Source organism: Patulibacter sp. SYSU D01012 (assembly GCF_017916475.1).
Lineage (GTDB): Bacteria > Actinomycetota > Thermoleophilia > Solirubrobacterales > Solirubrobacteraceae > Patulibacter.
Genome location: NZ_JAFMTB010000001.1, coordinates 1,077,278 through 1,099,782, shown reverse-complemented (window position 1 = coordinate 1,099,782; position 22,505 = coordinate 1,077,278). Strand labels below are relative to the sequence as shown.

Below are 22,505 nucleotides of genomic sequence, written 5' to 3'. Positions count from 1 at the left end.
CGGCGCGGCCCGGTACCCTGTCCGTCTCCCAGGAGAGGTGCCGGAGCGGTTGAACGGGCACGACTGGAAATCGTGTAACGGGGAAACTCGTTCGGGGGTTCGAATCCCCCTCTCTCCGCCTGATGCGCGACGGCCGTCCCTCCGGGCGGCCGTCGTCGTACGGGACCACCGGGCGCCCGGTGGAGTGGCATCATCGTCCCCGATGTCCACCCCGCCCGCCCAGGAGCTGATCGCCGACGCGCTGGCGCCGGACCGCATCGGTCACGACGCCGTCCGCGAGCGCATCCTCGCCGCGGCCGCCGAGGGCTTCCGCAGCACGGGCATCCGCCGCACGAGCGTCAACGACATCGCCCGCCGGGCGGCGGTGGGACGGATGACGGTCTACCGGCGCTTCCCGCAGCGGGAGGGGCTCGTCGCCGCGGCGCTGCTGCGCGAGGTGCGCATCGAGCTCGGCGCGATCGGGGCGGCGATCGTCACGATCACCGACGTCGAGGACCAGCTGGTCGAGGGCTTCGCGCGCGCCATCGTCGCGGCGCGGACGCACCCCCTGCTCGCCCGCCTGCGCGAGACCGAGCCGGAGGACCTGATCCGCCGCCTGACCCTCGACGGCGCGACGGTCCTGGGCCTGTGCCGGCAGTTCGTCGGCGTCTTCCTGCGCGCCGCGATCGACGCCGGACGCCTGCGCCCGATGGACGTCGACGCGGTCGCCGAGATCCTCGCCCGCGTCGGCATCTCGCTCTGCTCGATCCCCGAGACCGCGCTGCCCGTCGACGACCCCGAGGCGCTGCGACGCTTCGTCCGCCAGCACCTCGTGCCGATCCTCGTCGGCGACGCGCGGTGACCGCCCGCCTGCTGCTCGTCCGCCACGGCACGACCGCCGCGGTGCGCGCCGCGGCGTTCCCCGGCGACGACGAGCCGCTCGACGACCGCGGCCGGGCCGAGGCCGCCGCCCTGGTGCCGCACCTGCCGGCCCGCGCGGCGGTGCGCCGCTCCCCCGCCCGGCGCTGCGCCGAGACCGCCGCCGCCCTCGGGCGCCCGGACGCCGCCGAGGACCCCGGCCTGCGCGAGGCGTCGTTCGGGGACTGGACCGGCCGCGTGCTGGCCGACCTGCACGCCGAGGACCCCGAGCCCGTGGTCGCGTGGATGACCGACCCTGCCTTCGCCCCGCCGGGCGGCGAGTCGCTCGAGGCGCTGACCGCCCGCGTCGGCGCCTGGCTGGCCGAGCGCGCCGCGGACGAGCGGCCGCTCGTCGCCGTCACCCACGGCGGCGTCGTGCGCGCCGCCATCGCGGTCGCCCTCGGCGCGCCGGCCGGGGCCGCGTGGCGGATCGACGTGGCGCCCGGGTCGCTCACCGAGCTGCACGCGCACGACGGGCGCTGGCGGATGGTGCGGGCGAACTGGACGCCGCCCCGCGACGAGCTGCGCGCCGCCCGGGCCGCCGGGGCGCCGGCGTGAGCGGCCGCTGGGCCGTGCCCGCCGGGCTGCTCGCCGGCTGGGCCGCCGACCGCGCGCTCGGCGACCCGCGCCGCGGGCACCCCGTCGCGCTCTTCGGCACCGCGATGACGGCGCTCGAGGGACGGATCTGGCGCGACGACCGCCGCGCGGGCGTCGCCTACGCCGCCGCCGGCGCGGCGCTGGGCGCGGGCCCCGTCCTGCTCGCCGACCGCGCCCTGCGGGACCGCCCCGCCGCCCGGGCCGCGCTGACCGGCGCGGTGACGTGGGCGGCCCTCGGCGGCCGCTACCTGGCCGCGGCGGGCCGCGACCTGGGCGCGCGCGTGGCCGCGGGCGACCTGGACGGCGCGCGGGCGCTGGCGCCGACGCTGGTGGGCCGCGACCCGCGGACCCTCGACGCCGCCGGCCTGAGCCGCGCCGGTCTGGAGTCCGTCGCCGAGAACACCTCGGACGCCGTCGTCGCGCCGTTCGTCTGGGGCGCCGTGCTCGGCGCGCCCGGCGTCGCGCTGCACCGCGCGCTCAACACGATGGACGCCATGGTCGGTCACCGGTCGCCGCGCCACGAGCGCTTCGGCTGGGCGGCGGCGCGGGCCGACGACGTCGGCGGCTGGCCCGCCGCGCGCACCGCCGCGGCGCTGACCGTCCTGGCCGCGCCGGCCGTCGGCGGCAGCGCGGCCGGGGCGCTGCGGACGTGGCTCCGCGACGGCGCCCGCCATCCCAGCCCGAACGCGGGCCGCGTGGAGGCGGCGTTCGCGGGCGCCCTCGGCGTGCGCCTGGGCGGCCGCAACGTCTACGGCGAGCGCGTCGAGGAGCGGCCCGTCCTGGGCGGCGGTCCCGACGGGACGGCCGGCCGTCCCCCGACGCCCGCGGACCTGGAGCGCGCGGCCCGGCTGTCCCTGTGGGTCGGCGGGCTCGCGGCGGTCGGGGCGGCGTCCGTCGCGGCGACGCGGCCGTCCCGCGGCTGACGCGCCGCCCGGCGGCCGCCGGTGCCGCCGGGGCACCGGGGCCGGGGCCGGAGCTGGGGCCGGGGGCGGGGCCTGGGCCTGGGCCTGGGCCGGGGGATCCTGGCGTGTCGGCGCGTGTTTGGCGCCTCCGGCCGCCTGCCGTAGTAGCGTCGCGCCCATGCCGCCGGTGCGCGTGGGGACGACGGGACGGATCGCCGCGCGGTTGCGCATCCCCCTCTGCCTGCTCGGCGTCGCCCTCGTGGTGGTCGGCGCCGTGGCCGGGGTCGGGGCGGTCCTCGCCGCCGGGCTCGGGCTCGCGGTCGTCGGCTACGCCCTGTACCTGCGGGTCGGCACCCCGCACGCCCCGGTCACGGTCCTGCGTCCGCCGGTCGCGGGCCGCTGGGTGGCGCTCAACTCGCCGGCCGACCGCGTCCCCAGCCACGGCCTGCACGCCTACGGGCAGACCTACGCGATCGACCTGCTGCACGTGCCCGAGGGCGACTTCGCGCCGCGGCTGACGTGGCGGCCCGGACGGCGTCCCGCGGACGCCTCCCCCGGCTTCGGCCGTCCGGTCCTGGCGCCCGCCGACGGCACCGTCGTGCGCGTGCGGGACGGCGCGCCCGACCACCCGTCGCTCGCGTCGTGGCCCGGGCTCCTGCGCTTCTACGCCTCGTCCGCGCTGCGCGAGCTCGGCGGCCCCGGCCGCCTGATGGGCAACCACGTCGTGCTCCAGCTCGGGGACGGCGTCTTCGCCGTCCTCGCCCACCTGCAGCGGGGATCCGTCGCCGTGCGGCCCGGCGACCGCGTGGCGGCGGGCGACCCGATCGGCGCGTGCGGCAGCTCGGGCAGCTCCTCCGAGCCGCACCTGCACCTGCAGCTCATGGACCGCCCCCGGCCGCTGCTCGCCGCCGGCCTGCCGCTGACCTTCGCCGGCCTGACCGACGACGACGGCGCCCCGGTGCCGCTCCCCGCCGCCCTGCAGGCCGTCCGCGCCTGAGCCCGGCGCCGGATCGCGCGCCGCCCGCCGCGTCCGTCAGGATCACCGCGTGCCCGCGCCGCGCGTCCGCCCCGCCGACCCCGCCGCCCCCGGCGGCGCCCTGCTCGTCGCCGGCACGACGAGCGACGCCGGCAAGTCGCTCCTGACCGCCGGCATCTGCCGCTGGCTGCGCCGCGAGGGCGTCTCGGTCGCGCCGTTCAAGGCCCAGAACATGGCGCTGAACGCCGCGGTGACGCCCGACGGGCTCGAGCTCGGACGCGCGCAGGCGGTGCAGGCGGCCGCCGCCGGGATCGAGCCCGAAGCGGTCATGAACCCCGTGCTGCTCAAGCCGACGGGCGACCGGATGAGCCAGGTCGTCGTCCTCGGCCGCCCGCACGGGACCGCCGGCGCGCGCGACTACCGGCGGATGCGGGACGAGCTGCGCGGCGCCGTCCTGGAGAGCCTCGCCGACCTGCGCGGCCGCTTCGACGCCGTGATCTGCGAGGGCGCCGGCAGCCCGGCCGAGATCAACCTGCGCGCCGGCGACTTCGTGAACATGGGCCTGGCACGCGACGCCGACCTGCCCGTCGTGGTGGTCGGCGACATCGACCGCGGCGGGGTCCTGGCGGCGCACTACGGCACGATCGCCCTGCTGGACCCCGCGGACCAAGCGCACGTCGCCGGGACGATCATCAACAAGTTCCGCGGCGACCCCGCGCTGCTCGCGCCCGGCGTCGCCGACCTGGAGCGCCTGACGGGCCGACCCGTCCTCGGCGTCGTCCCGTGGGCCGACGGCCTGGAGCTCGAGGCCGAGGACGGGCTGGCGCTGCGCACGCTCGACCGGCGCCGCGAGGGCGACGCCCTGCGCGTCGCGGTCGTCGCGCTGCGCCGGATCAGCAACTTCACCGACCTCGACGCGCTCGCGGTCGAGCCGCACGTCGACCTGCGCGTGACCCGCGACCCGGACGCGCTGCGCGACGCCGACCTCGTCGTGATCCCGGGCAGCAAGGCCACGGTCGCCGACCTGCAGGACCTGCGCGAGCGCGGCCTGGACCGCGTCCTGACCGAGCGGGCCGCCGCGGGCCGCCCCGTCCTCGGCGTCTGCGGGGGCTACCAGATGCTCGGCCGCGAGATCGAGGACGACGGCATCGAGACCGGCACCGGCACCGTGCCCGGCCTGGGCCTGCTGCCCGTCGAGACCCGGATGGCGCCCGAGAAGATCACCCGCCGCCGGACGGGCCGACTCGCCGTCGGGGCGGACGGCGCGCTCGGGGACGCCGCGGGCGCCGGACTGCCCGCCGGCGGCTACGAGATCCGCCACGGCCGCGTGCGCCGCGCGGGCGGCGCGCCGCTGCTGCGCGGCGACGCCGTGCCGCCCGCCCCCGGCGAGCCCGACGCGACCGACGAGGGCTGCGTCGTCGGCGCCGTGGCCGGCACGTCGTGGCACGGCCTGCTCGAGCACGACGACGCACGCACGGCCGTCCTGACGTGGGCGGCGCGCCGGGCGGGCCGCACGCACCGCCCCGGGCCCGAGCGCTTCGCCGACGTCCGCGAGCGCCGCCTGGACGTGCTCGGCGACCTCGTGGCCGAGCACCTGGACACCGCCGCGCTGCTGCGGCTGCTGGAGGACGGCGTGCCCGCGGGCCTGCCGACGCTCGCGTGCGGGCCGCTCGCCGGCTGACGGGTCAGTCCGCGGACGCGGCCCCGAGCGACCCCGGCGCGCCGGTGCTGCGCCGCTGCAGGCGCCGCCGCGCCGGCTCCGAGGCGAGGCCGTGGACGACGATCGAGACCACGGCCAGGCCGACGACCGTCCACAGGACCGTCGCGGCCTCCTCGCGGGGCAGCACCGCGGCCCCCACCACGAAGCTCGCGTAGTACAGCGACCCGACGCCGCGAACGCCGAAGAACGCCACGAACGCCCGCTCCCGCAGCGGCATGCGGGTGCCGATCAGGCCGATCAGCCCCGCCGCCGGCCGGATGACGAGCACGACGAGGGCGATCAGGACCCACCCCGACACGCCGGGCACGGCCAGGCCGTCGAACGTCAGCGACGACGCGACGAGCAGGACGACCGCCAGCTCGCCGAAGCGCTCGAAGACGGAGGCGCCGCGGTGCGCGCCCTCGTGCATCTCGTGGCCGCGCTCGTAGGCGCGGAAGCCGATCCCGGCGACGAACGCGGCGACGAACCCGTACGCGTCGACGACCTCGGTCACCCCGTAGACCGTGAGCACGACCCCGAGCGAGACCCACGCGTCGAAGTACTCGCGCATGTAGCCGCGGTCGCGGATCCGACGGACGAGCGCCGCCGCGCCCCACCCGAGGGTGCCGCCGACCACGACGCCGAGCCCCAGGCCCCACAGCACGTCGGCCGCCGCCCACGTCAGGACGCCGCCGTCGTCGCCGTGGTGGGCGACGAGCAGGCCGGCCATGATGAACGGGAACGCCAGCCCGTCGTTGAACCCCGCCTCGGCGGTGAGCGCGAAGCTCGCGTCCTCGTCGTCCGGCTCGCCGGGCGGCCCGATGCCCAGGTCGCCGGCCAGCACCGGGTCGGTCGGCGAGACGGCCGCGCCGAGCACGATCGCCGCGCCGAGCGAGAGGCCCATCGCGGTGGCGCCGAACACGGCGATCGCCGCGATCGTCAGCGGCATCGCGACGAGCAGCAGCCGGGCCGCGTGCGTCCACGCTCGCCAGTGCAACGGCCGGTCGACCGCCAGCCCCGTGCCGAAGAGCGCGATGATCACCGCCACCTCGGTCAGGTGCTCGACGACCGACGCGTCCGCGATCGGATCGAGCGGCGTCCCGCCGACGAGCGGGATCGCGACCGCGGCGAGCAGACCGACGCCCAGGTAGACGAGGGCGGACGTGTAGGTGCGGCCGCCCTGGTTGCTCAGCGCGACCGTGGCGACGAGCACGCCGATCCCCGCGAGCAGGTAGACCAGCACGCCGATCTCGCCCGGGTGGAACCCGGGCTCGGACGCCAGCGGCGCGATCGGCGTGGACAGGGCGGCAGGGAGCGGCGGCACCGGGGCCCGGATACCCGCGGCGGGCTCGCGCCATCCGGCGGCGGCCCGTCCGCCCGGCGCGTCCGGCATCGTGTGGCGGATGCGCACGATGATCGTCGGGGCCGGAGAGGTCGGCTGGTCGCTCGCCGGCCGGCTCTCGCGCGAGGGCCACGAGGTCGTGGTGCTCGACCAGGACCGCGACCTGCTCGTGCGCCGCACCCGGGCCGGCCTGGACGTCCGCCTGGAGCGCGCCGACGCCGCGAGCCCGCGCGACCTGGCCGCGCAGGGCGCCGGCGACTTCGACCTGTTCGTCGCCGTCACCGCGAGCGACGCGACCAACCTCCTCTCGTGCCTGCTGGCGCGCGAGCAGGGCGCGGGCCGCACGATGGCGCGCGTGCGCGACGCCGACTACTACCCCGAGGGCGAGGACACCGCCAGCGGCGTGCTGGGCATCGACCTGCTCGTCTCCCCCGAGCTCGCGGCCGTGGGCGACCTGGAGTCCGCGCTGCGGGTGCGCGGGGCCGTGCGCGTCGAGTCGTTCGCCGACGAGCGCCTGTCGCTGGCCGAGTGCCTGGTCACCGACGCCTCCCCCGCCGCGCGGCGCGCCGTCTCGACCCGTCCGCACGCCACCCACTCCAAGGTCGGCGCGCTGCTGCGCGACGGCCGCGTGCACCTGGCGACGAAGGACACCACCCCGCTGCCGGGCGACCACCTGGTCATCGTCGCGCCGCGCGAGCAGCTGAAGGAGGCCTGCCGCGAGATCGACCCGAACGCGCGCAAGGTCGACCGCGTCGCCGTCTTCGGCGCGGGGCTGATCGGCGTCGGCCTGGCCCAGCGCCTGGCGGCCCACGGCCGCGAGGTCGTGCTGCTCGAGCCGGACGAGCGCCGCGCCCGCGACGCCGCCGAGGTCCTCGACGACCGGGCCATCCAGGTGCTGTGGGAGGAGGGGGCGTCCGAGGCCGCGATGCGCGAGGCCGGCGTCGACGCCTGCGACGCGTTCGTCTCGTGCGCCGCCGACGACCGCGCCACGCTGCTCGCCTGCACGCACGCGGACCGCCTGGACGTCGGGCTGGTCCTCGCCGTCCTCTCGCGCGAGGAGTTCGCGCCGCTGGCCGAGGCGCTGGGCGTCGACGGCATCGTCGCCCCGCGCCTGGCCGCCGCCGAGCGCATCATCCGCACGTCGCGCGGCAGCGGCGCGCAGAAGAGCACGCTGATCGCCGACGGGCTCGAGGCCCTCGAGTACCGCATCGCGCCCGGCACGAAGCTCTGCGGCCGGCCGGTCGCGGCGTCGCTGCCGCACGACACCGCGCTGACGGCGCTCGTCCGCCGCGACGACGTCCTGTACCCCGGCCAGGTGGACCGCTACGAGCCGGGGGACATCGCCCTCGTGCTCGCGACGGGCCACGGCGGGCAGAAGCTCGGCGCGGCGCTCGAAGGGTGAGCGCCATCGCCCGCACCCTGCCGGCGTTCCGAGGGCCGCGCCTGGGCGCCCGCGTCGGTCCGCTGACGCGCCGCGCGCTGACGGCGGCCAGCCTGGCGCTCGCGCTCGCGGCGCTCGTCTGCACGGTCACCGGCCTGATCGAGGGACGGGCCGCCGGGGCCTTCGCGATCACCGCCGCCGTGGCCGGCGTGCTCGCGGCGCTCCTCTCCCGCACCTGGGTGGGCCGCGCGATGCCCTCCCCCACCGGCCGCGACGGGCTGATGGCCGCCGGGCTGACGTGGACGCTGACGAGCCTCTTCGCGGGGCTGCCGCTGCTCCTGAGCGGCGCGACGCCGCGCCTGGCCGAGGCGATCTTCGAGGGCACCAGCGGCATCACGACGACCGGCGCGACCGCGCTGCTCGACGTCGACGGCCAGCCCCACGCCGTCCTGCTCTGGCGCTCGCTGACCCACTGGATCGGCGGCGTCGGACTGGTCGTCCTGCTCGTCGCGATCGCGCCGGCGGCGGGCGGCGCGGCCCGCCGGGTGCTGCTCGGCGAGGCCAGCCGCGCGACGGAGGAGACGGTGGCGCCGCAGATGCGCGACACCGTGCGGATCACCGCCCTGATCTACCTGACGGTGACGCTGATCGCCCTCCTGGCGCTGCTGGCCGTCGGGCTGAGCCCGTGGGAGGCCGTCAACCACGCGATGTCCGTCGCCTCGACCGGCGGCTTCTCCACGCGCACCGCGTCCGCGGGCGCGTTCGACTCCCCCGGCGTCGAGGTCGTGCTGACCGCGCTGATGCTGGCGTCGGGCGTCTCCTACGTCATCTGGTGGCGCCTGGTGACGCGCCGCGGGCTGGGCGTCCACGGGCCCGAGCTGCGCGCCTACGTGCTCTTCGTGCTGGCGGTCGGCGTGCTGCTCGTGGTCGGCGCGAACGGCAGCGAGGCGCCCGGCACGGTCCTCGACGGCATCTTCACCGCCGCCTCGATCACGACGGGCACGGGCTTCACCACCGCGGACCCCGACCTGTGGGGCGACGAGGCGCGGCTGCTCGTCCTGATCGCGACGGCGTCCGGCGCGATGGTCGGGTCGACCACCGGCGGCTTCAAGGTGCGGCGCTGGATGACGATCTTCGGCGGCGTGCGGGCCGAGGTGCAGCGCCAGATCACGCCGCAGCGCATCGTGGTCGTGCGGATCGGGCGCCAGCCCGTCTCGGACGACGCCGTCCGCGCCGCCTTCGGCTTCATGGCCGTCGCGTTCGTGGCGCTGACGGCGGGCACGGCGCTGCTGGCCGCGTGCGGCTTCGACCTGCTCTCGGCGTTCTCCGGCACGGCGGCGTGCATGTTCAACGTCGGTCCGGCGCTCGGCGCGCTCGGCGGGGCCGAGTCCTACGCCGCGGTGCCCGACGGCGGCCTGCTCGGCCTGAGCTTCCTCATGCTGCTCGGCCGCCTGGAGCTGTTCACCGTGCTCGCGCTGTTCACGCGCGGGCTCTGGCGCGCGCGCTGACCCCGACGGCCGGCGGGGGCGGGACGGCGTCCACGCCGCACGTCGTCTTCGGGTACCCTAAGTTCGGGTGCCCGAAGACCTTGGGTCGGCCTGCGTCGACCCCAACCGGAGTCCGCCGTGCCGTCACCCAGCCGCGTCCCCTTCGTCCTGCTCGTCGCGCTCGCCGCCGCCGGCGCCGCCGCCCCGGCCGCCACGGCCGCCGGGACCGACGACCGCAGCGTCGTCGTCTCGCGCGGCGACGACGCATCCCCGGCGCGCGCGCCGTTCGGCGACGCCCAGAGCACGGCGCCCGCGATGAGCGCGGACGGGCGGCGCGTGGCCTTCCTGTCGCGGGCGCGGAACCTGGCGCCCGGGGCCGTCAGCGGCACCGTCGACCTGCTCTACGTCCGCGACCTGCAGCGCGGGACGACGCGGCGGATCAGCACGCGCTGCACCACCGAAGGGTGCGCGCCCGCGACCCAGCGCGCCACCGCCCCGCGGATCAGCGCGGACGGCCGCTACGTCGTCTTCCGCACGAACGAGGGCCTGGTGCCCGCGGACACGGACGGCACGGCCGACGTCTACCGGTACGACGTCGAGACGGGGACGAACGAGCTCGTCACGGACGGGACCGTGGACGACGTCGGCGGCGCGGCCTCGACGCTCGCCGTCAGCGGCGACGGCCGGCTGGTCGCCTACGTCACCCAGCTCGTGCCCGGCGCGGCCGCGCTCGGGGCGTACGCCCACGCGGTCGTGCGGGACCTGGACCGGCCGCTCGGCGCGGCGGGCGCGCAGCGGCTGCTGGACGCCCGCCCGGACGGCGGCCCGGCGGACTACTCGGCGCAGAGCGTCGCGCTCAGCGCCGACGGACGCACCGCGGTCTTCTCGAGCCGCGCGGGCGACCTCGACGGCCTGGCGGACACGACGCGGGAACCCTCCGACCGCCCGAACGGCGTGTTCGCGGTGGACCTGCGCGAGGAGGCGTCGCGACCGCGCCGCGTGTCGGTCGGGCCCGACGGCCGGCCGTACGACGCCGGCTTCGCCGGGGCGGCCGCCGCGCAGGCGCTGAGCGCCGACGGCACCCGGATCCTCGTCGGCAGCAGCGACCCGGGCACCGCCCGGCTGGCGGGCGTGCCCGAGGCGCACGCGGACGACCAGCAGGTCTACGTCCTGGACCCGGCCGACGGCACGCTGCGCGCCGTGGTCGTCGACGAGGCGGGGCGTCCCGCGGGGTCGGCCTACGCGGCGGCGCTGTCGGCGGACGGGACGAAGGTCGCGTTCGTCGCCCCCGCGGACCTGCGCCCGCTCGACGCCGACGCCGGCGCCACGCACGACCAGGTCTTCGTGCGCGACCTGCTCGGCCCGCGGATCGAGCGCGCCACGCTCGGCGCCGCCGAGGAGACCACCGACGCGGCGGCCACCGCCCCGCAGATCAGCGGCGACGGGCGGTACGTCGCGTTCGTCTCCGCCGCCACTCGCCTGACGCCCGCCGGGACCTGGGGCACCCAGGTCTTCCGCCGCGACACGCGCGCCCCGGACCCCGCCGCCCCGGCCGGTCTGGATGCGCCCGCACCCGTCGCCGCCGGGCCGCTCGAGACCGTGACGACCGTCGTGGCGCCGGTGCCGCCCACGGCGGCCCGCGCGGCGACGCTGACCGCCGGCACGCTCGACCTGCGCCGCCGCGCCGCGGCGCCGGCCGCCCGGGCCCTGCGCGCCGCCGGCGTGCGGGTGACCGCCACGCGGCCCGCGACGACGCGGGGCGGGCGCGTCCGGCTGACCGTCCGCGGCGGCCGGATCGGGACGCTCGCGCGGGCCGACGCCGCGGGCGCCGTCGTCCTGCGCCGCACGGCCGGCGGACGCACCCGGCGGGTCGTGCTGCGCGACGTGCGCGCCGAGGTCGGCACGCGCGTGCGCGTCACCGCCCGCGTCGGGACGGAGCGCCTGACGGTCTTCACCGCCACGGGCGTGCGCGGTCGCGTGGTCAACCCGTGGTCCGGCCGGGCGGCGCTCCGCACCGCCACGCTGCGCCTGACCGCGACCGCGACGCGCGAGCTGCGCGCCCGGCTGGGCACCACCCGCCTGCGCGCGGGGCGCTACGGCACCGTCGCGCTGCGCGCCCGCAGCACCGCCCGGCGGGCCGGGACCGCCGGCACCCCGGGGGCGACCGTCACCACCACGGCCCCGACGGCGGCGGCCGCACCGGGCGCGCCCGCGTCCGACGGCGGGCCGGTGCGCGAGATCGGCACGCTCTCCTGGGGGTTCCAGTCGTCGTTCCGCCGCTACGTGCGCGGCGGCGACGGCCAGCCGCCGCTCGAGGCCGGGGACGGCGCGCGGTACGTCGCGGCCGAGGACACGTTCCGCTTCGCCGCCACGGAGTCGACGTACGACCCCGCGACCCGTACGGGACGGATCGCCGCGCGCGGCTGGATCCGCTTCAACTACCCCGGGCACTTCTTCTTCATCACCGTGCAGGACCCGACCCTGCTGCTGGACGGGGACGTCGGCACGCTCGAGGGCGCCGTCCGCTCGGACCTGTTCGGCAAGCCCGGGACGCTGGCGCGCACGCGGATCGCGACGCTCGACCTGCGGACCGCCGGGCGCGCGACGGCGGGCGGCGCGGTGTCGCTGTCCGGCGTCGTGCCGACGCTGGTGGAGGAGGCGGTCCCGAGCTTCGGCGGGTTCTGGCGGGCCGGCCAGGTCCTCGACCCGATCGCGGTGACGCTCGACGCCCGCTGACCGGCGGCGCCTGCCCGGCATCCCGTCGTCCGCGTCGGCGCCGGCCCGGGCGGGCGCTCGCCGGGCCGCCGCTACGCGTGCCGGGCGACGCGCACGCCCGTCGGCGCGGCGCCGCGGTCGGCGCCCGCGCCGTGCCGTCGCGCGGCCGCGCGGTACGCCCACGCGGCGCCCGCGGCGGCCAGCAGGGCCGACGCCCCGCCGACGGCCATGCCGACCCGCGGCCCGGCCGCGCCGGCGATCCAGCCGACGAGCGGCGCCCCGATCGGCGTCGAGCCGAGGAAGACGAGCGAGTAGAGCGCCATGACGCGGCCGCGCATCGCGGGGTCGACCTGCAGCTGCAGCGTCGAGTTCACGCCGGCCGAGAACGTCACGGACGCCATGCCGAGGAGGACAAGCGGGACGATCTGCAGCCCGAGCGTCGGGGCGAACGCGGCGGCGAGCTGGAAGGCGCCGAACAGGGTGGCGGCCCCGACGAGCAGCCGGGGGCGGATCTCGCGGCGGTTGCCGGCCACGAGCGCCCCTACGACGGACCCGACGGCCATCGTCATCGTCAGCACGGTGAACGTGGTGGCGGTGCCGCGCCACGTGTCGTGCGCCATCAGCGGCAGGACGATCTGGAAGTTGTAGGCCAGCAGGCCGACGACGCTCATCATCCCCAGCGGGATGAGCAGGTGCGGGCGCCCCGCGACGTAGCGCAGCCCCTCGCGCAGCGCGCCCGGCTCGCGGCCGCGGCGCGGCGCGGTACCCATCGCGTCGGGGTCCAGCCGCCACAGCGCGACGATCATCGCGACGAACGAGAGCGCGTCGACGACGAAGCACCAGGCGATGCCCACGACGGCGATCAGCGCGCCGGCGATGCCCGGCCCGATGATGCGCGCCGACTGGATGACGACGCTGTTGAGCGCCACCGCGTTGACGACCCGGTCCGGCCCGACGAGCTCGATCGGCAGGGCCTGCCGGGCGGGGTTGTCGATCGCCATGGCGGTCCCGCGCAGGAAGACCATCGCGTAGATGACCGCCGGGGTCACGACGCCGGCGAACGTCGTCGCGGCGAGCACGAGCGCGGGGACCGTCAGCCCGACCTGGGTGGCGATGAGCAGCCGCCGCTTGTCGACGCGGTCGGCGAGCAGGCCGCCCCAGGCGCCGAAGAGCATGAGCGGGAGGAACTGCAGCGCTGCGGTCAGCCCGACGGCGAGGCCGTCGCCGGTGAGCTTGACCATCAGCCACATCGAGGCGACGTTCTGGATCCAGTTGCCGCTGACGGAGACGACCTGGCCGGCGAAGTAGCGCCGGTAGTTCGGGACGTGCAGGGAGTCGAAGGTGCGGTGGAGCGCGCGGGTCAAGGGCGGGCGTCCTCCTCGGGGTCGGGGTCCTCGAGCAGCCGCTCGAGCAGGGTGGCCGCGCGGTCCAGCACCGCGCGCTCGTCGTCGCCCAGGGCCTCCAGGCGCCGCGCGAGGAACGCGTCCTTCTGCGAGCGGACCTCCTCCAGGTGGCGCGTGCCGTCCGGCGTGGTGCGGACGAGGCAGGAGCGGCGGTCGTGCGGATCGGGCTCGCGGACGACGAGCCCCTCGTCCTCCAGGCGGGCCAGCATCCGGGTGACGGAGGGGCGCTGGACGCCCTCGCGCGCGGCGACCTCGCTCGGGGTGAGCGGACCGTGGCGGTCGATGGTGGCCAGCGCGCCGCCGAGCGAGGGGCCCAGCGTGCCCGTGGTCTCCTGGCGCAGGCGGCGCGCGGAGCGGGCGATCACCAGCCGCAGGTGGGCGGCCAGGTCCGGGGCGGTGGGCACGGCGGCCGGAGACGCAGAAGTCGTTCGCACAGGTAATTAGTGTAGCGAACTTTCCGCCTCCGGACAGGGGCTGGCGACCCGGCCGAGGGGGCCGGGCCGCACGAGGGGACACGACGGCGCCGCGGCCGGGCCGCGGCGGAGCTAGTGCTGCCCGCGCCGGACGGCGCGCCAGGCGCGCCGCCCCCAGCCGCCGGTGGCCTGCCGCTCCGCGGCGCGCACCAGCCGGCGCTCGAGCTCGTCGACGTAGTGCTGCATCGGGACGGGGTCCCCGGCCTCGGGCGTGGCCGGGACGGGCGGCAGGATCTCGGCGGAGCGGGCCGGGGCGGGGCCGGCGGGACGGGGCGGCTCCGGGCGCCGCCGCGGCGTGACGCGGATCCAGGGATCGGCGGCCATGTCGGCGCTCATGCGGCGTGCATCCGCGTCCGGCGGGGGCGGTAGGCGAGGACGTCGAGGACGTCGTGCTCGCTCCCGGGCAGGGCGTCGTACTCCGCCCGGTCGCGGTCGTCGAGCGGGATGGGCGCGTCGCCCAGGCGGCGGACCGCGGCGGTGCCGTCGGCCTCCTGCCGGAAGCTGAGCTTGCAGGTGGCGATGGCGTGCAGCCACGAGGCGGCCGACGGCCGGTCGGAACGGAAGCGGTATCGGTCCTCGAGCGCCGCCGCGAAGGTCTCGGCGGTGAGCTCGCCCGCCTTCGCCGCGTCCACGCCCCGGCGGGCGTAGAAGGCCAGCACGCTCGTCGCATGTCGGCGGTAGAAGACGGCGAACGACTCGCCGGGCCGCTCGCGGTCGGCCAGGAGGCGCCGATCGTCCCACGTGCGCATCTCGTTCATGGCCCCCTCTTCGCACGAGGGCCCCTCCGTGTGACCGCTCGATTGCGAAATCGACTCACGGTCGACCCCCGCGCGCGCCCATTCGTCGAGAGCGCCCCGCGCGTGACGGGCTGGACGTACGGTCACGTCCCCCTCCACGGACGTCCCCCTCCAAACGACAGAAGGACAACGATGCGTGCCACCCTTCCGCGGCCGGCCCTCCGGCTCGCGGCCACCCTCGGCGCTCTGCTCGCGCTGCTGCTGATCGCGGCGGCACCGCGCGCGCAGGCGGCCAACGACCAGTGGAGCTGCACCCTGTACAGCGGCTGGTACTGCGGCAGCGACCCGCACTCCCTGCGGAGCTCCTCCATCTACAGCTCGCTCGGCCTGAAGGTCGGCGCCGGCGCGAGCCGCACCGGCAGCGCGAGCGATCTGTACGGCGATTGGGCCATCTCGTACGGGTACGCCTGCCGTTCCCTGTCCGGCAACACCGTGCTGTACCCGCTCGTGGTGAACGCCTCGACGGCCGGCAGCTGGTTCGTCGCGGCGTCCACCTACGGCTCCGGAGCGGACTCGTGCTGAGCCGCCGTCGCACCCTCTCCGTCGCGGCCGCCCTGGCCGTCACCGCGGGCCTCGGCGTCGCGGGCTCCTCCGCCGTCGCGGGCGACGAGGCCGCCGCGCCGGTCGCCGCGCCCACGAGCCCCGCCGCCACCGCGCCGGCGCCGATCGGCGCCGTGCAGCCGGACCAGGCTGAGACCCTCCAGGCGCTGCGCCGGCCACAGCGCGCCTCCGACGCCATCCCGGCGGACGTGGCCGCCGCCGCCGCGAGCCCGGCGAAGTTCGGGCGCAACCCCGACCTGGCGCGCGCGATCTCGACGCCGACCGGCAAGGGCTGGATCGTCCCGGGCGACGACACCGTCTGCGTCGTCGTCCCCGACCCGGTGGACGGCTACGGCACGTCGTGCTCGCCCACCGACACCGTCGCCGCGACGGGCCTGACCCTGACGATGGTCGGCAAGGACGCCACGAAGGCCGTCACCGTCGTCCCCGACGGCGCCGAGGTCGTGGCCACGGAGCCCGACGGCGACCGCCGCGCGCTGCGGCCCGACGCCTCCGGCGTCGTCGCCGTGAGCGACGCCCAGGCCGACAAGGTCACCGTCGTCACCGACGAGGCCCGGCGCAGCACGCCGCTCCCGTCGGCCGACGAGGTCGCGGAAGGCGTGCGATAGCGGCGCCGCGTCACCCGGTCCGGGGCCCTCGTCGGCCCCGGACTGGGACGATCGGCCGGGTGGCCGGTCACAACTCGCGCCCCCCGCGCGAAGAACAGCCGTGAACCGAGAACGGCACCGCAGCGACGAGGAGCTCGTCGCCGAGAGGCGCCACGAACGCTCGACTGCGGCGTTCGGCGAGTTCTACGCGCGCTACGAGCCGGCGGTGCTGGCGTACCACCGGCGCCGCGTGAGCTCGGCCGAGCTCGCCGCCGACCTGACGGCGGAGACGTTCGCGCGGGCCCTCGCGGGCCGTTCGCGGTTCAGGCCCGACCGCGGCAACGCCGCGGGCTGGCTGTTCGGCATCGCCCACCACGTCCTCGTCGACAGCGTTCGGCGGGGCACGGTGGAGCAACGGGCACGGGAGAAGCTGGGGATGACGCGCATCGAGCTCGACGACGAGGACCTGGTCCGGATCGACGACCTGGGCAGCGACGACCACCTGCGGCACGCGCTGGACGCGCTGCCCGAGGAGCAGCGCGAGGCGATCGTCGCGCGCTACGTGCACGAGGAGTCGTACGACGAGACGGCGGCGCGCCTGCGCACGTCGTCCAGCGTCGTCCGCAAGCGCGTCAGCCGGGGTCTCTCCCGTCTGCGCGACCACATGGGAGGAGCGGCATGATCCAGCTGCCGCAGCTGCAGGAGAGTCTCCTGCTGGCCAACGACCGTCTGATCGAGCGCGCGCAGCGGCGCGCTCGCCGCTTCCGCCTGGGGCTCTTCACGAGCGTGGCGGTCGTCGGGGCCAGCGGCGTCGCCGTCGGCGCGGGAGCCCTCTGGGGCCCGATCCTCGGCCACGAGGACGGCAACCGTCCGACGTCGAGCGCGACGCCGGCGCCCAGCGCCCAGGTCCAGCTGCTCTCCGTCCTCCGGCGTCCGCAGACGGCGGCCGACCGCGGCCCGGACGCCCGAGCCGTCCTGCGCGCGGCGACGGCCCGCTACGGCGGCCTGCGCACCGACACGGTCCGGCGCGTCGGCACCCTCCCCGACGGGCGCTCGATCGTCCTCCTGTCGGTCGAGCGTCTCGCGCCGCGCGTCGACGCCGCGCCGCAGGCCCAGCGCGACGCCCTGTGCCTGTACCTCGTCCGGCGCACCACCGTCAGCCAGAGCAACTGCGTGTCGGTCGGGGCCGTCGAACAGGGGCGGGCCTCGTTGATCACGGCCGACGCGGCGGCCGCCGTCGTCCCCGACGGCGTCAGCGCCGTCCGGATCCAGCTCCGCTCAGGGGGTACCCGCGACGTGCCGGTGAAGGACAATGCGTTCGTCGCCGACACGTCGGACCTCGCGCCGGCGTCGCCGGTCGCCCGCTGGCTCGGCGCGGACGGACGGGTGCTGCCCAAGGGCACCGACGTCGCGGGTGCACCCATCCCGGCCGCAGCGCCCGGCTGGCACGTCTGCGCCGACAAGTACACCGTGCCGGAGGACGTGCCCTGCGGCCCGCAGGCCCGACGCTGGCGCCCGGCCCCGGGCCAGGCCGGGCCGCTCCCGCCGGCGCAGAACTGAGGCCCGGCGGAGGCCACCGGCCCCCGCCCGGGTCCCGCCCGCCACGAGACCGCGTCGGCGCGTCCGGCCCCCCCGACGCAGGTCTGAGCGGGGCCGCGGTCCGCGGCGGCCGCGGACCGGCGTCCGCAAGCCGCGCCGCCCTACACCGGGCCGGCGTCCCAGGGCTCGCGCAGGCGCTCCGTCGTCCACCCCGGGTCGGGGGCGAGGATGAAGGCGGCCTCGGCCGACGTGCGCGCGAAGACCTCGGGGTCGCCCGCGTCGGCGCCGCAGGCGACGCCCCACGAGTCCACGCCGGCCACGAGCGTGCGCCCGGCGCGCGTACGCACGAGCAGCGGCGCGCCGCTGTCGCCGTTGCAGCCGGACGCGTACGGCTGGTGGCCGTCCGGGTCCTGCGTGCAGAGCATGACCCGTCGCCGGTACTGGGCGCCCTGCTCCTCGCCGGCGCGTTCCAGCTCGGCGCGGCACGTGGCGTCGTCGCGGACGACCACGTCGGCGCGGCGCAGGCGGCCGAAGCGGTCGGGGCGGCGCGGGTCCGCGGTGCCGTAGCCGACGAGCACGCCGGTGGCGCCGGCGCGGAGGGCGCGGCGCGAGACGCCGAGCGGCGCGACGTCCGGCACCGGCCGGTCCAGTCCGACGAGGGCCACGTCGCGGTACGGCTCCGCCGGAATCGTGGGCAGCAGGTACCGGAAGCGCGGGTGCCGCGCGACCCGTGTGGCGACGTACGGCGTGGCGGCGTCGCCGATCCGCACGCGGGTGCGGCCCGGGTCGACGTGGCTGGCGCAGTGGCCGGCCGTCAGCAGCCGGTCGGGGGCCACGAGCGTGGCGGTGCAGGCGCGGCCCAGGGTGACGACCGCCGGGTAGTCCTCGCGCGGGACGTCCGTGCCGCCCACGACCGCGCGGGCGGGCGCCGGCAGGGCGACCGCCGCGAGGAGCGCGGCCGCGGCCACGCCGAGAGGCCTGGGAGCCGCCACCGACACCCCACGAGCGTAGTGCCCGCCCCGGCGGCGGGCGCCGGTCGCGAGGACGGTCCCCGGGCCGCACGGGCGCCGGAGGGCGTACCTGCCCCGTACGCGCGTGTCAAGGCACCGGCGGGTACGGGGAGCCGTATCCCTATCCTTCCCCGTCGCATGCCTTCTGCGCGTCAAGACCTCCGCACCGTCGCCATCGTCGCCCACGTCGACCACGGGAAGACGACCCTCGTCGACGCGATGCTCCGCCAGTCCGGCGCGCTGCACCGCGGCGAGGACGCCGACCGGATCATGGACTCCGACGACCAGGAGCGCGAGCGCGGCATCACGATCCTGGCCAAGCACACCGTCATCCAGTGGCGGGACACGACCGTCACGATCGTCGACACCCCCGGCCACGCCGACTTCGGCGGCGAGGTCGAGCGCGGCCTGGCGCTCGTCGACGGCGTCGTCCTGCTCGTCGACGCGGCGGAGGGCCCCCTGCCGCAGACCCGCTTCGTGCTGCGCAAGGCGCTCGAGGCCGACCTGCCGGTGATCCTCGTCGTCAACAAGATCGACCGCCCGGACGCCCAGATCGACGAGGTCGTCTCGCAGGTCGAGGAGCTGTTCCTCGAGCTCGACGCGAAGGACCACCAGCTCGAGTTCCCCGTCTACTACGCGATCGGCCGCGAGGGCCGCGCGGGCATCCGCCCGGACGAGCTCGGCGAGGACCTGTCCGAGCTGCTCGACGGCATCCTCGAGGCGATCCCCGCCCCGACGTACGACCCCGACCATCCGCTGCAGGCGCAGGTCGGCAACCTCGACGCCTCCCCGTACCTGGGTCGCCTGGCGATCTCGAAGATCAGCCACGGCACGCTGAAGCGCGGCGACCAGGTGCTGTGGGTCAAGCGCGACGGCACGCAGACGAAGGCGAAGGTCGGCGAGCTGTTCAAGACGCAGGGCCTGGAGCGCGTGCCGGCCGACGAGATCGGCCCGGGCGAGATCGCGGCGATCGCCGGCTTCCCCGACATCGAGCTCGGCGACACGCTGACGAGCATCGAGGACCCCCGTCCGCTGCCCCCGATCACCGTCGACGAGCCCTCCCTCGCAATGACGATCGGCGTGAACACCTCGCCGATGGCGGGCCGCGAGGGCGACAAGCTGACGGCGCGCATGATCGAGGCGCGCCTGCAGCAGGAGCTCATCGGCAACGTGTCGCTGAAGGTCGAGCCGACGGACCGCCCGGACACCTGGGAGGTCCACGGCCGCGGCGAGCTGCAGCTGGCCGTGCTCGTCGAGAACATGCGCCGCGAGGGCTTCGAGCTGACCGTCGGCAAGCCGCGCGTCCTGGTCCGCACGGGCGAGGACGGCAAGCGCGAGGAGCCGTACGAGCGCGTCACCATCGACACGCCCGAGGAGCACCTGGGGGCGATCACGCAGCTCATGGCCGAGCGCAAGGGCCAGATGCTGAACATGGGCGGCCACGGGTCGGGCTGGGTCCGCATGGACTTCCGCGTCCCCGCGCGCGGCCTGATCGGCGTCCGCACCGAGTTCCTCACCACGACCCGCGGCGCGGGCATGATGCACTCGATCTTCGACGGCTGGGACGCCTGGGCCGGCGACATCCGCTCCCGCCAGTCCGGCTCGATGGTCAACGACCGCTCCGGCAAGATCACCGGCTACGCCGTCATCTCGATGCAGGACCGCGGCGTGCTCTTCGTCTCCGTCGGCGACGAGGTCTACGAGGGCTCGGTCATCGGCGAGAACAAGCGCGCCGAGGATCTGGACGTCAACGCCGTCCGCGAGCGCAAGGTCACGAACATCCGCTCCGCCACGTCGGAGGAGCTCGTGAAGATCGTGCCGCCGCGCGAGATGACGCTCGACCAGGCGCTCGAGTTCATCGCCGACGACGAGTGCGTCGAGGTGACGCCGAAGAACGTCCGCCTGCGCAAGAACATCCTGAACACCACCGAGCGTCAGAAGGCGCAGAAGCAGAAGAAGCGCGGGGACGCCCCGAAGGGCTGAGCCGCCGGCCGGCCGCGGCCTCCTCACCGCGCGCCGAACCGCAGCTCGACCCGCCGGTTGCGCGCCCGCGCCTCCGGCACGTCGTCGCCGCCCGCCGTGGTCTCCGCCGCCAGTGGCGCGGCGGCGCCTCGTCCGGACGCGACGACCCGGACCGCCGTCGGCAGCCGCCCCCGCAGGGCGGCGGCGACCGCTCGCGCCCGGCGCAGCGACAGGCGCCGGTTGTACGCGTCGCCGCCCACCCCGTCGGTGTGCCCGATCACCCGCAGCGTGCCGGCCCCGTGCGCGAGACGGCCGGCCAGGCGCAGGACGCTGCGGCGGCCCGGCCCCCGCAGCGTCGCGCGGTCGAAGTCGAAGAGCACGTCGCTCGCGATGCTCGTGCCCGCGCCGCGGCGCTCCTGCAGCGGGACGACGGACGCAGCCGCGTCGAGCGGTCGCACCGGCAGCACGAGCGGCACCACGTCCGCTGCGGCCGCCGGCCCCGCGCCCGTCGCGAGCACGGCGACGCACGCGACGGCGACGGCTCGGCCGCGCCGGCGCCTCATCGGCGGACCACCGGGATCTCGCGGAAGATGGGCCAGTTGCCGACCTGCACGTCCATCGTGCGGACGTCCGCGGGCGGCGCCGCGAACACCCAGCTGGCCTCGATGGCCTGCCCGTCCGGCACCTTGCCCGCGTAGTTCATGGTCGCGACGCTCTCGCCCTCGCTGTCCTCGAGCGGCAGGTGGCGGCGCAGGTGCTCGACGTCGATGAGCTGGGCGGCGACCCCGGCGGTCGAGGGCCCGGGGTTGAGGTCCCAGAGCGTCGGGGCGCCGCCCGTGGCGGCCTCCGCATCGCCCCAGCCGTGCGGGACGGCCGCCACCCGCAGCGTCGCGGTGCGGCCGCGGACGACCAGCGACCGGATCGTCAGGTCCACCGTGACCCGGCGGTCGCGGGCGTCCGCCGGCTGCGCGCCGGCCACGCGGCGGCGGGCGACCGCGCCCCGGTCGTCGCCGCCGCCGGCCCAGGCGGCGGGCGCGACGGCCCCGCCGCCGTCCGGCGGCCTGCCGTCGGCGGTCGCGGCACCCCGCGCGGCCGACGCGGAGGGTGCCTCGTCGTCTCCGCCGCAGCCCGTCGCGGCCAGCGCGGCGGCGAGCAGCAGCGGTGCGAGGAGGCGGGGGCGGACGGCTGCGGGGACCATGCCGGCGACGCTACGGACGCCCTCGTGCCGCGTGGGCGGCGAACTGTGCCGAACCTGTGCCGGATCTGCGACGGCTCCGTGCCGCGCGTCGGACCGTCGGCAGGGCGGCGCTACGCTCGGCACGTGCCCTCGGTTCCGGACGACGACCGCATCCGCGCGACGATCGACGCGCTGCTCGGCGCCCGACGTCCCGGCGCGACGATCTGCCCGTCCGACGCCGCTCGCGCGCTGCGGCCCGACGGGGACTGGCGTGCCCTGATGGACGACGTGCGCCGCGTGGCGGCCGCCGAGCACGACGCCGGGCGTCTCGAGGTCCGCCAGGGTGGCGCACGCGTCGAGCCGGCCACGGCCCGCGGTCCGATACGCCTGGGCAGACCGTGAGCGCGTGGCCGCCTCGCGCCTGCCCGTCGCCCTGACGCCGAAGCGTCGTCGCGCGCTCAAGCGCGGGGGCGCCGGACTCAGTAGCCGGCGGGCGGCGCGCCGCCCGGGGGCGGCGGGGTGCGCCGCGACGCGTTCATCATCAGGAGCAGGCCGATCACGAGGCCGATCACCCCGACGACCATGAGGATGACGCCGACGGTCTGCAGATCGACGCCGGCGACGCTCGCGGTGACCGCGAACTTGAGGATCGCGCCGACGGCGATGAGGAAGAGGCTGGTTCCGATGGTCACGACGGTCGTCCCGTGCCCGGGCCGCGGACGGCGGAAACGCCCGGTGGCGGGACGGGGTGTGGGCGGGCGGGCCTGAGCGGGAACGCGGCGGGGCGGGTCGCGCGGGCGGGGCGGGTGGGGCGCGGCGGGGCGGCCCGTTCCGGCTGAGGTCCGGATGGCGGCCCTGAGCCGGAACACGGCGGGCGGGTCGGCACGTTCCGGCTGAGGTCCGGATAGCGGCCCTGAGCCGGAACACGGCGGGCGGGTCGGCCCGTTCCGGCTGAGGTCCGGATAGCGGCCCTGAGCCGGAACACGGGCGGCCGGGGCGA

At 77.2% G+C, this 22,505-nt stretch carries 23 protein-coding genes and 1 tRNA gene; 15 read left to right on the top strand and 9 right to left on the bottom strand.

What is annotated here, in order from left to right:
• The first annotated feature begins 31 nt into the window (after nt 1-31).
• The 6 genes from J3P29_RS04900 to J3P29_RS04875 all read left to right on the top strand — a co-directional run bounded on the left by J3P29_RS04900 (nt 32) and on the right by J3P29_RS04875 (nt 5,053).
• Nucleotides 32-118: transfer RNA gene (locus J3P29_RS04900), tRNA-Ser, on the top strand.
• Between the two features lie 84 nt (nt 119-202).
• On the top strand, nt 203-841 hold the full coding sequence (locus tag J3P29_RS04895) for a TetR/AcrR family transcriptional regulator (protein ID WP_210491913.1): 639 nt from the start codon (nt 203-205) through the stop codon (nt 839-841).
• Complete coding sequence (locus tag J3P29_RS04890) at nt 838-1,455, top strand: histidine phosphatase family protein (RefSeq protein ID WP_210491912.1); 618 nt, start codon at nt 838-840, stop codon at nt 1,453-1,455. Before J3P29_RS04895 ends, J3P29_RS04890 begins: the two co-directional genes overlap by 4 nt.
• Entirely contained in the window at nt 1,452-2,417 is a 966-nt protein-coding gene (locus tag J3P29_RS04885; protein WP_210491911.1) for a CobD/CbiB family cobalamin biosynthesis protein, read from the top strand. Before J3P29_RS04890 ends, J3P29_RS04885 begins: the two co-directional genes overlap by 4 nt.
• 157 nt (nt 2,418-2,574) lie before the next feature.
• Nucleotides 2,575-3,393, top strand: a complete 819-nt coding sequence (locus J3P29_RS04880) for a M23 family metallopeptidase (protein WP_210491910.1) — start codon at nt 2,575-2,577, stop codon at nt 3,391-3,393.
• Between the two features lie 49 nt (nt 3,394-3,442).
• The gene (locus J3P29_RS04875) at nt 3,443-5,053 is read left to right on the top strand and encodes a cobyric acid synthase (protein ID WP_210491909.1); all 1,611 of its coding nucleotides are present in this window, start codon (nt 3,443-3,445) and stop codon (nt 5,051-5,053) included.
• A 4-nt stretch (nt 5,054-5,057) separates the two neighbouring features.
• Here the strand turns inward: J3P29_RS04875 and J3P29_RS04870 are convergent, their stop codons facing one another.
• Complete coding sequence (locus tag J3P29_RS04870; RefSeq protein WP_210491908.1) at nt 5,058-6,395, bottom strand: cation:proton antiporter; 1,338 nt, start codon at nt 6,393-6,395, stop codon at nt 5,058-5,060.
• Between the two features lie 79 nt (nt 6,396-6,474).
• Here J3P29_RS04870 and trkA point away from each other — a divergent pair, with 79 nt between their 5' ends.
• From trkA to J3P29_RS04855, 3 genes are all read left to right on the top strand, one after another.
• Nucleotides 6,475-7,815 (top strand): Trk system potassium transporter TrkA, encoded by a 1,341-nt coding sequence (gene trkA / locus J3P29_RS04865; protein ID WP_210491907.1) that lies wholly within the window; start codon nt 6,475-6,477, stop codon nt 7,813-7,815.
• Nucleotides 7,812-9,302 (top strand): TrkH family potassium uptake protein, encoded by a 1,491-nt coding sequence (locus J3P29_RS04860; RefSeq protein WP_210491906.1) that lies wholly within the window; start codon nt 7,812-7,814, stop codon nt 9,300-9,302. The genes trkA and J3P29_RS04860 overlap by 4 nt, the downstream gene beginning before the upstream one ends.
• Before the next feature lie 117 nt (nt 9,303-9,419).
• Complete coding sequence (locus tag J3P29_RS04855; protein ID WP_210491905.1) at nt 9,420-12,017, top strand: HtaA domain-containing protein; 2,598 nt, start codon at nt 9,420-9,422, stop codon at nt 12,015-12,017.
• A 71-nt stretch (nt 12,018-12,088) separates the two neighbouring features.
• On the opposite strand, the gene J3P29_RS04850 is transcribed toward J3P29_RS04855, so the two are convergent.
• The 4 genes from J3P29_RS04850 to J3P29_RS04835 all read right to left on the bottom strand — a co-directional run bounded on the left by J3P29_RS04850 (nt 12,089) and on the right by J3P29_RS04835 (nt 14,630).
• Nucleotides 12,089-13,360 carry an MFS transporter gene (locus tag J3P29_RS04850; protein WP_210491904.1) on the bottom strand — a complete coding sequence of 424 codons (1,272 nt, stop codon included), beginning with the start codon at nt 13,358-13,360 and terminating at the stop codon, nt 12,089-12,091.
• A complete protein-coding gene (locus J3P29_RS04845; RefSeq protein ID WP_349239765.1) occupies nt 13,357-13,803 on the bottom strand; it encodes a MarR family transcriptional regulator in 447 nt (148 codons plus the stop codon). Before J3P29_RS04845 ends, J3P29_RS04850 begins: the two co-directional genes overlap by 4 nt.
• A gap of 141 nt (nt 13,804-13,944) precedes the next feature.
• Nucleotides 13,945-14,208 (bottom strand): hypothetical protein, encoded by a 264-nt coding sequence (locus tag J3P29_RS04840; RefSeq protein WP_210491902.1) that lies wholly within the window; start codon nt 14,206-14,208, stop codon nt 13,945-13,947.
• A complete protein-coding gene (locus J3P29_RS04835) occupies nt 14,205-14,630 on the bottom strand; it encodes a sigma factor (RefSeq protein ID WP_210491901.1) in 426 nt (141 codons plus the stop codon). The genes J3P29_RS04840 and J3P29_RS04835 overlap by 4 nt, the downstream gene beginning before the upstream one ends.
• 171 nt (nt 14,631-14,801) lie before the next feature.
• On the opposite strand from J3P29_RS04835, the gene J3P29_RS04830 reads away from it, so the two are divergent.
• The 4 genes from J3P29_RS04830 to J3P29_RS04815 all read left to right on the top strand — a co-directional run bounded on the left by J3P29_RS04830 (nt 14,802) and on the right by J3P29_RS04815 (nt 17,377).
• A complete protein-coding gene (locus tag J3P29_RS04830) occupies nt 14,802-15,191 on the top strand; it encodes a hypothetical protein (RefSeq protein ID WP_210491900.1) in 390 nt (129 codons plus the stop codon).
• The gene (locus J3P29_RS04825) at nt 15,185-15,838 is read left to right on the top strand and encodes a hypothetical protein (protein ID WP_210491899.1); all 654 of its coding nucleotides are present in this window, start codon (nt 15,185-15,187) and stop codon (nt 15,836-15,838) included. Before J3P29_RS04830 ends, J3P29_RS04825 begins: the two co-directional genes overlap by 7 nt.
• Before the next feature lie 100 nt (nt 15,839-15,938).
• Complete coding sequence (locus tag J3P29_RS04820) at nt 15,939-16,499, top strand: RNA polymerase sigma factor (RefSeq protein WP_210491898.1); 561 nt, start codon at nt 15,939-15,941, stop codon at nt 16,497-16,499.
• Complete coding sequence (locus J3P29_RS04815; RefSeq protein WP_210491897.1) at nt 16,496-17,377, top strand: hypothetical protein; 882 nt, start codon at nt 16,496-16,498, stop codon at nt 17,375-17,377. The genes J3P29_RS04820 and J3P29_RS04815 overlap by 4 nt, the downstream gene beginning before the upstream one ends.
• A gap of 140 nt (nt 17,378-17,517) precedes the next feature.
• Here the strand turns inward: J3P29_RS04815 and J3P29_RS04810 are convergent, their stop codons facing one another.
• Nucleotides 17,518-18,348, bottom strand: a complete 831-nt coding sequence (locus J3P29_RS04810; protein ID WP_210491896.1) for a trypsin-like serine protease — start codon at nt 18,346-18,348, stop codon at nt 17,518-17,520.
• Between the two features lie 156 nt (nt 18,349-18,504).
• Between J3P29_RS04810 and typA the strand changes: the two genes are divergently transcribed.
• Entirely contained in the window at nt 18,505-20,349 is a 1,845-nt protein-coding gene (typA, locus tag J3P29_RS04805) for a translational GTPase TypA (protein ID WP_210491895.1), read from the top strand.
• 23 nt (nt 20,350-20,372) lie between these two features.
• On the opposite strand, the gene J3P29_RS04800 is transcribed toward typA, so the two are convergent.
• Together J3P29_RS04800 and J3P29_RS04795 are read right to left on the bottom strand one after the other, a co-directional pair.
• Nucleotides 20,373-20,891, bottom strand: a complete 519-nt coding sequence (locus tag J3P29_RS04800) for an OmpA family protein (protein WP_210491894.1) — start codon at nt 20,889-20,891, stop codon at nt 20,373-20,375.
• Complete coding sequence (locus J3P29_RS04795; protein WP_210491893.1) at nt 20,888-21,526, bottom strand: hypothetical protein; 639 nt, start codon at nt 21,524-21,526, stop codon at nt 20,888-20,890. The genes J3P29_RS04800 and J3P29_RS04795 overlap by 4 nt, the downstream gene beginning before the upstream one ends.
• A gap of 123 nt (nt 21,527-21,649) precedes the next feature.
• Between J3P29_RS04795 and J3P29_RS20295 the strand changes: the two genes are divergently transcribed.
• Nucleotides 21,650-21,907, top strand: a complete 258-nt coding sequence (locus tag J3P29_RS20295) for a DUF3253 domain-containing protein (protein WP_210491892.1) — start codon at nt 21,650-21,652, stop codon at nt 21,905-21,907.
• 77 nt (nt 21,908-21,984) lie between these two features.
• Here J3P29_RS20295 and J3P29_RS20655 read toward each other — a convergent pair whose 3' ends face one another.
• On the bottom strand, nt 21,985-22,197 hold the full coding sequence (locus J3P29_RS20655) for a DUF6458 family protein (RefSeq protein ID WP_210491891.1): 213 nt from the start codon (nt 22,195-22,197) through the stop codon (nt 21,985-21,987).
• Nucleotides 22,198-22,505: the final 308 nt, after the last annotated feature.

What these genes read in the sequence shown, in the direction of transcription:
- J3P29_RS04840 (WP_210491902.1), bottom strand. Translation starts at nt 14,208, where the DNA reads ATGAGCGCCGACATGGCCGCCGATCCCTGGATCCGCGTCACGCCGCGG.
- J3P29_RS04880 (WP_210491910.1), top strand. Translation starts at nt 2,575, where the DNA reads ATGCCGCCGGTGCGCGTGGGGACGACGGGACGGATCGCCGCGCGGTTG.
- typA (WP_210491895.1), top strand. Translation starts at nt 18,505, where the DNA reads ATGCCTTCTGCGCGTCAAGACCTCCGCACCGTCGCCATCGTCGCCCAC.
- J3P29_RS04835 (WP_210491901.1), bottom strand. Translation starts at nt 14,630, where the DNA reads ATGAACGAGATGCGCACGTGGGACGATCGGCGCCTCCTGGCCGACCGC.
- J3P29_RS04895 (WP_210491913.1), top strand. Translation starts at nt 203, where the DNA reads ATGTCCACCCCGCCCGCCCAGGAGCTGATCGCCGACGCGCTGGCGCCG.
- J3P29_RS04815 (WP_210491897.1), top strand. Translation starts at nt 16,496, where the DNA reads ATGATCCAGCTGCCGCAGCTGCAGGAGAGTCTCCTGCTGGCCAACGAC.
- J3P29_RS04800 (WP_210491894.1), bottom strand. Translation starts at nt 20,891, where the DNA reads ATGAGGCGCCGGCGCGGCCGAGCCGTCGCCGTCGCGTGCGTCGCCGTG.
- J3P29_RS04830 (WP_210491900.1), top strand. Translation starts at nt 14,802, where the DNA reads ATGCGTGCCACCCTTCCGCGGCCGGCCCTCCGGCTCGCGGCCACCCTC.
- J3P29_RS04795 (WP_210491893.1), bottom strand. Translation starts at nt 21,526, where the DNA reads ATGGTCCCCGCAGCCGTCCGCCCCCGCCTCCTCGCACCGCTGCTGCTC.
- trkA (WP_210491907.1), top strand. Translation starts at nt 6,475, where the DNA reads ATGCGCACGATGATCGTCGGGGCCGGAGAGGTCGGCTGGTCGCTCGCC.